The organism is Kitasatospora putterlickiae, assembly GCF_039527695.1.
GTDB classification, from domain to species: domain Bacteria; phylum Actinomycetota; class Actinomycetes; order Streptomycetales; family Streptomycetaceae; genus Kitasatospora; species Kitasatospora putterlickiae.
Window position 1 is genome coordinate 30,357 of sequence record NZ_BAAAKJ010000411.1, and the last position, 8,054, is coordinate 38,410.

5 protein-coding genes and 2 pseudogenes are annotated in these 8,054 nt (G+C 72.6%); 2 read left to right on the plus strand and 5 right to left on the minus strand.

Annotation, left to right across the window (positions count from 1 at the left end):
* The 5 genes and pseudogenes from ABD308_RS34755 to ABD308_RS34775 form a co-directional block, all read right to left on the minus strand.
* Positions 1 to 687: pseudogene (locus ABD308_RS34755) on the minus strand (Ig domain-containing protein); the annotation flags it as partial.
* 210 nt (positions 688 to 897) lie between these two features.
* Positions 898 to 1,518: pseudogene (locus tag ABD308_RS34760) on the minus strand (S1 family peptidase); the annotation flags it as partial.
* A gap of 360 nt (positions 1,519 to 1,878) precedes the next feature.
* Entirely contained in the window at positions 1,879 to 2,688 is an 810-nt protein-coding gene (locus ABD308_RS34765) for a hypothetical protein (protein ID WP_344343899.1), read from the minus strand.
* Positions 2,689 to 2,866: 178 nt separating this feature from the next.
* Positions 2,867 to 3,910 (minus strand): DUF4037 domain-containing protein, encoded by a 1,044-nt coding sequence (locus tag ABD308_RS34770; protein ID WP_344343901.1) that lies wholly within the window; start codon positions 3,908 to 3,910, stop codon positions 2,867 to 2,869.
* A 90-nt stretch (positions 3,911 to 4,000) separates the two neighbouring features.
* The gene (locus ABD308_RS34775; protein WP_344343903.1) at positions 4,001 to 5,017 is read right to left on the minus strand and encodes a hypothetical protein; all 1,017 of its coding nucleotides are present in this window, start codon (positions 5,015 to 5,017) and stop codon (positions 4,001 to 4,003) included.
* 149 nt (positions 5,018 to 5,166) lie between these two features.
* Here ABD308_RS34775 and ABD308_RS34780 point away from each other — a divergent pair, with 149 nt between their 5' ends.
* Entirely contained in the window at positions 5,167 to 6,291 is a 1,125-nt protein-coding gene (locus ABD308_RS34780; RefSeq protein WP_344343905.1) for an alpha/beta hydrolase, read from the plus strand.
* An 89-nt stretch (positions 6,292 to 6,380) separates the two neighbouring features.
* A partial coding sequence (locus ABD308_RS34785) for a glycosyltransferase family 39 protein (protein WP_344343907.1) occupies positions 6,381 to 8,054 on the plus strand: 1,674 nt, incomplete at its 3' end.

Sequence of the window (8,054 nt, forward strand, 5' to 3'; positions counted from 1 at the left end):
GCTGGTCTGCAGCGAGGCGTCCTCGGTGCCGGTGAACTTGAGGGTCACCGTCTGGCCCGCGTACGCGGACAGGTCGAAGGTGCGCAGCTGGTAGCCGGTGGCCGCGTCGGCGTTCGAGTAGGTCTTCAGGGTGGTGCCGTTGGCCTGGACCGTCAGCCTGTCGTACGCGGTCGTGCCGCTCTCACCGGTGTCGATGTGCAGGTAGAAGCTCAGGGTCGCCTTGCAGCCCGACGGGATGGTCACCGTCTGGGACAGCGTGTCGGTGTGGGTCGAGCCGTAGCCGTTCAGCCAGGCCTTCCACGAACCACCGCGCGGCGCCTGCGACGAAGAGTTGTCGACCACGCCGCTGGAGGTCGTCCACGGCGCGGCCGTGCCCGTCTCGAAGCCCGCGTTGCCCAGCAGCTGCGCCGGGGTGCAGGTGCCGCCACCTCCGCCGGTGACCGTCCAGGTGAAGCCCGTACTGCCCGTCCTGGCGGCCGCGTCCTTGGCCGTGACGGTCACGTTGTAGGTGCCCGCGGTGGTCGGGGTGCCGGTGATGACGCCGGTGGAGGCGTTGATCGACAGGCCGGCCGGCAGGCCGGTGGCCGAGTAGGTGTACGGCGTCGAGCCGCCGCTCGCCTGGATCTGGAGGTTCGCCGAACCGCCGACCGCCGTGGACTGGCCGCCCGGGTTCGCGACCGAGACGGAGCCGCTGCCCGCGGGCTTCGTCAGCAGGCAGCCGCTGACGTTGAGGTCGATGACGCGACCGTTGCCCAGGCAGGTGGTGAACCAGTAGGTCTCCTGGCCGTAGCTCTGCCCCTGGTGCGCGGTGGTGGTGCCGTCGGCGGCCACCTCGCAGGGGTTGTTGAGCGTGCACATCTGGCCGTCGTCGTTGCCGGTGTTGTTGATGCCGACGACCTTCTTCGTCGCGGCGTCGACGATCGGCGAACCCGAGGTGCCGTGGGTGGTGTTGCAGCCGGCGCTGTAGCGGATGGAGTCGCGCCAGGTCCAGGCGTCCTCGCGCAGCGTGCCGACGAAGCCGTTGATGGAGCAGTTCCAGGTCTGCTTCCAGTAGGAGGACGGTATGAACATCGCCGAGCCGTCGACCGGGTGGGTGTCGCTGATGGTCAGCGCCGTCGCGCCGAACTTGGAGGTGATCGACCCGAAGGTGTCGGTGAGCTGGTACAGCGCGACGTCCGTGCCGGTCATCGTGGCGTAGAGGATCCTGTCGGCCATCACGGTGCCGAGGGAACCACCGGAGGCGTTGAGCAGGGTGCCGCTGCGGCTGGCGGCCTGGTTCTGGATGACCTGGCCGGCGGACGGCATGGTCGGCAGGCAGTGGCCGTTGGTGAGCATGAGGGCCCGGTCGGCGTCGACCGAGGAGGGGTAACGCACCAGCGAGGCGGAGCAGTTGCTCAGCGCGATGGTGGACGTCAGGTCACCGGCCTGCACCGCCTGCGCGGGCGCGACTGCCACGGAGGTCAGGACCCCGGCAATGACAGCGCTCGCGGCGGACGCGGCGGCGAGTCTCTTGAACATGGCTCTCCTTGTGGGGGATGCGGGGCGCACGACCGGTTGCGGACGCCCGCGCCGCACGAAAGTGCCATGACCACATCAATTGGTCAACAGTGCGGACAGAAGTCGCATGAGCCTTGCGGGCTGAGGCGCCCTCGACCGGCGAAGCCGCGAGCACGGATCGCCAACCCCGGCTTGCCGGCCGGTTCAGATGTCGTTTCGCCGCACCGGCCGTCGACCGCCGGCGCCGAGGCTCCGACATGCCCGAGTCTCAACACGCTGCACGAAACAGCCACGGCCCGATGTAAACCGCCGTCCGGCACCACGGTCAGCTGGGCCGTGGTGCCGGACGGAGGAGCGTTCGGGGCGGGGTGGAGTGGTCTGTCAGCGCAGGGCGAGGACGGGGCGGGTGGAGAGGTCTTCGGCGCAGTAGTCGCCGTCCTCGTCGAAGACCATGGCGGCCAGGTCCGGGTGGCGGTTGGCCGTGGCGAGCGGGAGCCAGGCGAGGACGGTGCCGTAGCCGCCGCAGACCGACTCGCCGCCGTCGCCGCCGTAGATCGCCCCCGGCTCGCTGGTGATCTCCGAGCGGTAGGTGTCGTAACCGATGCGCAGGCCGAAGGCGTTGGGCCCGGCCTGCGGGCCGGTGTCGTCGCCGTACGGGATGCGGTCGAGCGGGCACTCGTCGCCCCAGCGGAACAGCGTGTGCGCGCCGGCGCCGCAGGCGTGTTCCCACTCGTCGGGGGTCGGCAGCCGCAGGCCCTCGGCCGCGAGGACGGCCGGCATGTCGGCGGGCTCCTCCTCCAGCGGCTCGTCCTCGACGGCCATCAGCAGGGTCGGCACGGTGACGGTCCGGCGCGGGCTGAGGACCCGGGCGAGGTGGGCGTGCAGGTCGTCGCTCCCGAAGCCCTGGCTGACGCTCGTCTCCCGGTAGCAGGCGAGGAGTTCGGCCGACGGCCGCCAGCCCGCCACGTCGAACCCGACGGTCACCCGCCCACCCGGTATCAGCGCGAACATCCGCTCGCCGCGCTCCACCAGCACGCGGTGCAGCGGTGCGCCCAGGTGCTGGACCGTCTCGACGCGGTCGAGCCGGCCGCCCACGCTGCCCGCGACCTGGGCGGCGAGACGGCCGGCCGTGGCGAGGTCGAGGCGACGCCAGGCGGCGAAGGTGAGGGTTGCGAGCGGTTCGGGAGCCATGACGGGAGTCTGGCACGGGCCACTGACAATTGCCCGAGAAGAGGCCAGCGACAGTCCGAACGGGCGTCAACCGGCGTGCGGCAGCGAGGCGGCGAGGCACAACTCCGCCCGGAGCCCGTCCAATTGACGGCGCCCGATCAGCGGTCGACCGCGCTCGGTGCCCCGACGGACCTGAGCCCTAAACCCGGAGCGAGGACGGACTGGTCAGCGCGTCCGTGCTGTCGACCCACTGGTCGACTCCGCCGGTGAGCGGCCGCGCGCGCAGCAGCGGGTCCGTGAGCGTCGCGGTGAGCGCGTGGACGAAGCGGTCGGCGCGCAGGACGCGGTAGGGGCGGGAGTGGTACGGCCGGGTGGCCGGGTCGACGGGCGGGGTGAGGCCGGTGGCGTTGTGCAGGGCGGCCGCCGTCCCGTACGCGGCGCAGAGGTGCCGTTCGCGCTCGGGGTGGCCGTCGGCGGCCAGGGCGCCGCGCAGTGACGGGGTCAGCCGGGGTGCCACCGCGAGGCGGGCGAACGCCGAGCCGAGCCACTTGCCGTAGGGGGCGTAGCGGCGTTCGAGGAGCAGGCAGAGCCGCATCAGGTCGCGGACCAGGCGGGCGGCGGTGACGGCGGAGCCGAGCTCGTCGCCGACCTCGGCGCAGCGGCCGGTGAACGCCTCCTCCTGGGCGATCCGCTGCCACTGGCAGGCCAGCAGGTAGCGCCAGACCTGGTCGGGGTACCAGGCCAACGCGGCGCGTGCGGCGGCGAGTTCGCCGGTGCCGTCGTGGAAGACGGCGCCGCCGGTGAGCTCGGCGAGGCGCTGCTGGGGGAAGGCGAGCCAGTCGGCCGTCCGCGGGTCGCCCGCGGGGCGGCCGAGGTGGTCGGTGAGCCAGCCGGCGAGGTCGTGGACGGCGACGCGGTGCTCGACGGGGCCGCTCGGGTCGTCGCCCGTGCGGTAGCGGACGGGCCGGCCGCGCAGGGTCCCGGGGAGGCGTTCGGCGAACAGCCGGGTGAGGGCGGGGCGCAGGCGGGCGGCGTCCTCGGCCGGAAGGAAGAGGTCGAGGCGCGGGCCCCAGTCGTGGTCGGTGGAGCGCGGGGTGTCGAGGCCGAGCACCTCGGAGCCGGCGCCGACCCGGGCGGCGGCGTAGCGCAGGCCGGGGTGGGCTGCGGCGAGGACCGGGCGGACGGCCTCTTCGTACAGGAGGCGGGAGAGTTCGAGGCCGGGGAGGAAGGGCGCGCTGGTCACCGCCCCAGCTTGGCGGGCCGTTCCGGGCGCCGTCCAACGGATTCGGGGGCACCGCCGGCGGTGCCCCCGGATCCGTGGAACCGTCCTCGGTTACGGCTGCGGGAAGCTCTCCTCGTCCACGTCGCTGGTCCTGGCGTTGCCTCCGACCTCCGCGGTCAGCGTGATCGACCAGGTCGAGTACGTCGTCCGCTTGGTCTCGAAGGCCATGGTCTCGTCGAACTTCGAGAAGCTGCAGTTCTGGGTGAACATCTTCAGCGTCGGGTCCCAGTCGACGCCCTCGGAGAAGAAGACGTCGTAGGTGCCGTCCTCGATGCCCTCGATCGACCCCTTCTTGCCCTTGCCGACGTACAGCGAGTGGACCGCCTTGCCGCTCTGCGAGAGCGAGACGACGGAGTCGATGGTGCCGTTGGAGTTGTCGATGCTCAGCTCGCCCAGGCCGCGCAGCCGGCCCTTGGTGACGAAGGTGTCGTTCTCCTGCGAGCGGGTCTGCAGCGCCGGCGTCTGCGGGACGGTGAAGGTGGTGGGGTACCCGGCGGCGGTCATCTCCGCGAGGGCGGCCGGGATCGCCTTCAGGCCTTCGGAGAGGCCGAGCTGGGCGAAGGCGGAGCCGGTGGTGCAGAAGTCCTTGGACTTGATGTCGCCGCGGAGCTTGGTCAGGTCGGTGGCGAGCTGGGACAGCGCCGTCACCAGTTGGCGCTTGGTGGTGCCGACGGTGGCCGGTGTGTCGCTGAGGCCGAGCCCGCTGCTCGCGGAGTTGGCGGCGCTTGCCGCCTCCTGGAGGCCGGCCACGAAGGCTTCCAGGTTGGCGGCCGGGTTGATCTTGCCGAGCGCGGTGCTCACCGGGTCGACGTAGCCGGCGAGCACGGGCCCGTACGGCGTGGGCGTCGGGGTGGGTGTCGGGGTCGGGGTCGGAGCGGGCAGGACGCTGAACCCGTCGGACGGGCTGGACGCGGCCGAGCCGCCCGACCCGCCGCTCGCCCCGCCACCCGAGTCGCCCGAGCCGCCGCTCGAACAGGCCGCCAGCAGCAACGCGGTGCCCACCGCCACGCCGGCCTTGGTGAAGGACTTCATTCCGATCCCCCGGATGATCTCTTGGTACCGATACATGCACACTCCGTGCGGTCCGCTGTCCCCGCCGACATGATCCCGACCCGACAAGACGCGGTCAACAGGGGGCACTTGCGGCGTACCGAAGCGTAGCGGGGGCGTACGACAGGGCGCGCGGCGCGGTCCTCGACGTCAACTACGATCGGGACGTGCTCAGCCTCACGGGTTTTCCGCTCCAGATCATCGCCTCCGTCATCGCGGTCGGCGTCTTCGCCGCCACGATGTGGCTCTGGCCGAGATTCGGCGGTGGCGGCTGGAAGGCCTGGACCGGACGGATCGGCGCGTTCCTCGCCACCCAGATCGCGGTGCTCGTCGCCATGGGGCTGATCGCCAACGGCTACTTCGGCTTCTACAGCTCCTGGAGCGACCTGCTCGGCACCAACGGCAAGCCGGGCACGGTGGTCGACCACCAGCCGAACGCGGCGGCCTCGCTGGCCGTCACCGGCGAGAAGAACATGTACTCGGCGCAGGGTTCGGCCCGCGACCGTTCCGGGCTGATCCAGGAGGTCTCGGTCCGCGGCACGGCCAGCGGCCTGAGCAGCGACGCCTTCGTCTACCTGCCGCCGCAGTACTTCCAGCCGGAGTACGAGCGGCGCAGCTTCCCGATGGCGCTGGTGCTGGCCGGCTACCCGGGCTCGGCGGAGAAGCTGATCACGCTGATGCAGTACCCGGCGTCCGCGCTCGCCGCGATCGAGCAGAACAAGCTGCCGCCGACCGTCCTGGTGCTGATGCGCCCAACGCTGTCCGGCAACCGCGACACCGAGTGCATGGACGTCCCCGGCGGGCCCCAGGTGGAGACCTTCTTCACCAGCGACCTGCCGACGGCGCTGGCCGCCAACTACCGGATCGGCACCGACCCGGCCAACCGCGCGGTGATCGGCAATTCGACCGGCGGCTACTGCGCCCTCAAGTTCGCGCTGCGCAAGCCGGACGCCTACCGGTCCGCGGTCTCGCTCTCCGGCTACTACACCGCGCCGATCGACGAGACCACCGGCGACCTGTTCGCGGGCGACGCCCGGCTGAAGCAGGAGAACGACCTGGTCTGGCGGCTGAAGAACAAACCCGCCGTACCGGTCGCGCTGCTGCTCGCGACCAGCTACGACGAGAACAACTACGAGGGCACCCAGGCGATGGTCAACGCCTTCAAGGCGCCGACCAAGCTCTCCACCATCACGCTCGACACCGGCGGCCACAACTTCCACACCTGGACCAGGGAGATCCCGCCCGCCCTGGAGTGGCTCGGCAAGCACCTGACGATGCCGCAGGCCGCGTAGCGGGAAGGACGGCGCGGGCCGGCCAGATCACAGGCGGCTCCTACCCGCGTCTCACCGTGCTCTCAGACGGGCGCCCGAGCGTAGCGCCCATGACCACGACCAGCCACCACCCACCGGCCGGCGAGCCCTGGCCGGAGGCCGGGGACTATCCGCCCCCGCTCCTGCCGCCCGCCCCTCCACCGGAGGGTGCGTCGCCCCGGCGGCCCGCCGAGCCGCCGTACCCGGAGTCGTCGCCGCGCCCGGAGTCTTCGCCGTACCCGGAGTTCCCGCTGCCGCCGACCGGCCCCAAGGGCCCGGCGTCCTGGGCGGAGCGGCTGCGCACCCTGCCGGGCCGTACCTGGCGCGGGCGCGCCGACGACCCGCGCTGGGTGCGGCCCTCGCTGCTCGCGCTGCTGGCCGCCACGGCCGTCCTCTACCTCTGGGGCCTGTCCGCCTCCGGCTGGGCCAACGACTTCTACTCGGCCGCCGCCCAGGCGGGCAGCGAGAGCTGGAAGGCCTTCTTCTACGGCTCCTCGGACGCGGGGAACTTCATCACCGTCGACAAGCCGCCACTGGCGCTCTGGCCGATGGCGCTCTCGGCGCGCGTCTTCGGGCTCTCCTCCTGGTCGGTGCTGGCCCCGCAGGCGCTGATGGCGGTGGCCACGGTGGCCGCGCTGTACGCGACGGTGCGCCGGCGCTTCTCGCCGCTCGCCGGCCTGCTGGCGGGCGTGACGTTCGCGCTGACACCGGTGGCGGCGCTGATGTTCCGCTTCAACAACCCGGACGCCCTGCTGGTGCTGCTGCTGACGCTGGCCGCGTACGGCCTGGTGCGGGCCGTCGAGGTGGCCGGCACCCGCTGGCTGGTGTTCACCGGGGTGGTGTTCGGGCTCGCCTTCCTCACCAAGACGCTGCAGGCGTTCCTGGTGCTGCCCGCGTTCGCGCTGGTCTACCTGGTCGCGGCGCCGACCGGGCTGTGGCGCCGGGTGCGCCAGTTGCTGGCCGGCGGCCTGGCCATGGTGGTCGCGGGCGGCTGGTGGGTCGCGGTGGTCGAGCTGGTCCCGGCCTCGGCACGGCCGTACATCGGCGGCTCGCAGGACAACAGCTTCCTCTCGCTCACCTTCGGCTACAACGGGATCGGCCGGCTCAACGGCGACGAACCCGGCAGCGTCGGCGGACGGGGCCGGCTCCCGGGCGGGCTGGAGGGGGCTCTCGGCAACACCGCGGCCGGCGCGCCCGCCGGAGGCCCGCCCGGCGGGCCGGGCGGCGGGGGCCGCTGGGGCCAGACCGGCATCACCCGGCTGTTCGACGGTGACATCGGCGGGCAGATCGCCTGGCTGATGCCGGCCGCGCTGATCCTGCTGGTGTTCGGCCTGTGGGCCACCCGGCGCCACGCCCGGACGGACACCGCGCGCACGGCCTTCCTGGTCTGGGGCGGCTGGCTGCTCTGCACGGCGCTGACCTTCAGCTTCATGTCCGGGATCTTCCACCAGTACTACACGGTGGCGCTGGCCCCGGCGGTGGCGGCGCTGATCGGCATGGGCGTGGACGGGCTGTGGCGGGCGCGGCACCGGCTGCCGTACGCGGCGGTGCTGGCCGGCACGCTCGGGGTGACGGCGGTGTGGGCGTACGTGCTGCTCGGGCGCAGCCCCGACTTCCTGCCGTGGCTTCGGCCGACGGTGCTGGTGGGCGGACTGCTCGCGGCGGCGGCGCTGGCGGCGGCCGGACCGCTGGCGGCGCGGTTCGCGCGCCGCGCGGACGCACTCGCGGACGGCGGCGGCGCGGCC

Coding starts and splice junctions, on each gene's coding strand:
- ABD308_RS34765 (WP_344343899.1), bottom strand. CDS start 2,688: ATGGCTCCCGAACCGCTCGCAACCCTCACCTTCGCCGCCTGGCGTCGC.
- ABD308_RS34775 (WP_344343903.1), bottom strand. CDS start 5,017: ATGTATCGGTACCAAGAGATCATCCGGGGGATCGGAATGAAGTCCTTC.